3 protein-coding genes are annotated in these 2,037 nt (G+C 33.9%); all 3 read left to right on the top strand.

Going from position 1 to position 2,037, the window contains the following annotated elements:
- Nucleotides 1–246: 246 nt before the first annotated feature.
- A complete protein-coding gene (locus C9J35_RS22890) occupies nt 247–720 on the top strand; it encodes an 8-oxo-dGTP diphosphatase (RefSeq protein ID WP_054770098.1) in 474 nt (157 codons plus the stop codon).
- A gap of 98 nt (nt 721–818) precedes the next feature.
- Nucleotides 819–1,352, top strand: a complete 534-nt coding sequence (locus tag C9J35_RS22885; RefSeq protein ID WP_054770096.1) for a GrpB family protein — start codon at nt 819–821, stop codon at nt 1,350–1,352.
- 46 nt (nt 1,353–1,398) lie between these two features.
- Complete coding sequence (locus C9J35_RS22880) at nt 1,399–1,875, top strand: NUDIX hydrolase (RefSeq protein WP_054770097.1); 477 nt, start codon at nt 1,399–1,401, stop codon at nt 1,873–1,875.
- Nucleotides 1,876–2,037 lie beyond the last annotated feature (162 nt).

Here is a 2,037-nt window from a genome sequence, read left to right as displayed (position 1 = left end):
GTTATACGGGATCACTATGTCCCAACCAGCCTAATCATGTGTTAACAAGTAGAGGGCGAACAGTTTAGTTGTCGGGATCAAGTCCCACGGGAGCTTCCGTTCTACCCCGGCTACTATCAATCTATAAGAATAAAAAATAGTCAACCAGATTTCTCTGGCTGACCTTATAATACGAAAGGAGCAATTTATGAAAAAAGTGGCTTAGAAGTATATGGTAAAATTGAAATAAATAATGAAGGTGAAACAATGAGTAATTCTGTAAATTATAAAATGTGGACTGTTTGCATGATTCAAAAAGAAGACAAGGTGTTACTACTTGATAGACAACATGATCATTTCAAAGGGTTTATTCCACCTGGTGGAAAAGTTGAATTTCCTGAAAGTATTGTGGAAAGTGCAATTAGAGAAGTAAAAGAAGAAACGGGTTTAGAAGTTAGTAACCTTATTTTTAAAGGTCTCTATGAATATGTAAATCCAGTTGCTATGGATAGATATATGATTTTTAACTACATCACAAAAGATTTCAAAGGAGAATTACTTGAAGATGCACCAGAAGGAAAGGCAGTTTGGGTAAATATAAAGGAAGCAGATAACCTTCCGATGCAGGAATCTATTCGGAGAAGATTCCCTTTATTCTTTAAAGAAGGGACATTTGAAATACAAGTTGAATGGAATCATGCAGAAAATAAAGAGGGGAAAGTTTCCATAAAGAAGACTTAACTAACGGGTATGATTGTTCAATTGAACGTAGCTTTTCACTAATGTCCAGGTTAGTTCAATACATATAAAAGTGAAAAAATAAATAAAGGAGGAGTAAGGTGACACATTCTGGTATAGAAATTATTCAATACAATGAACAATGGGCAGAAACATTTCAATCAATAAAACAAGTTATTAGTAAATCTTTAGATGATTTAATTATTGGAATTGAACACGTCGGAAGCACCTCAATCCAAGGTCTTGGAGCGAAACAAATTTTAGATATAGATATTGTAATTGAAAGTTATGATGTTTTTCCAAAGGTAATCACGGGACTTGAACAGATAGGGTATTTTCACCAAGAAGAATGGAGTTTTGAAGGTAGAGAAACATTTGGTAGAAAGGATATATCTACACCGTGGGATGGAAAAGGGACGCAATGGATGGAGCACCACCTTTATGTTTGTAACAAAAATAGTGAAGAACTTGCAAAGCATTTAGCATTCAGAGATTATTTGCGAAATAACCCACAAGTCGTAATTGAATATGAAAATATGAAAAGGCATTTAGCAGATACAGTAAAAGACCGAAAATCCTATACATTAGGTAAAACAGAATTTATAAATAAGATATTAGAAAAAGTAATGGATTAAAATATAAATAATTTATTTTAAGGTTATTTTTGGGAGGAGATAAGCAATGAGGGCACCTTATCAAGTTTTGGTATTTCCCTATATAATCACTGACAATTCGATTGAATATGCAATTTTTAAGAGAAGTGATTATGGGTATTGGCAGGGATTAGCTGGTGGTGGAGAAGAGGGTGAGACTCCTATTGAATCAGCTAAACGAGAAGCATTTGAAGAGGCTGGTATTACAAGAGATTATCCATATATTGAATTAGATTCTATGTCTTCACTTCCAGTAGAAGATGTAGTTGGGAACTTCCTTTGGGGAGAAGACATTTATGTATTAAAAGAATTTTCTTTTGGTGTTAAAGTTCCTACAAAAGATATATCTTTATCAAAAGAGCACCTCAACTACAAATGGTTATGTTTTGAAGAGGCAGTAATGCTTTTGAAATGGGATAGCAATAAAACGGCGTTATGGGAATTGAACAAAAGGTTGTTAAATCGGAGTAACAACAAGCAAAAGTTTGTGAAAGAAAATATTTAATCTAACGAAGCAGCATTCCTGTTTGAAGGATGTTTGAGGTCTTGAAAGAAAAGGAGCCCTCTAGTATGATGCATGAGTGTCAACGACCATTGACCCATCATCAAACAAGGAGGACTCCTTTATGCATTTTAAATGGAATAATAAAATTAATCAAGTTACTGA

This window comes from Lysinibacillus parviboronicapiens (assembly GCF_003049575.1).
Classification (GTDB): Bacteria; Bacillota; Bacilli; order Bacillales_A; family Planococcaceae; genus Lysinibacillus; species Lysinibacillus parviboronicapiens.
Note: the sequence above shows the minus strand (reverse complement) of the source record. Positions and strands in the feature narration are given on the sequence as shown.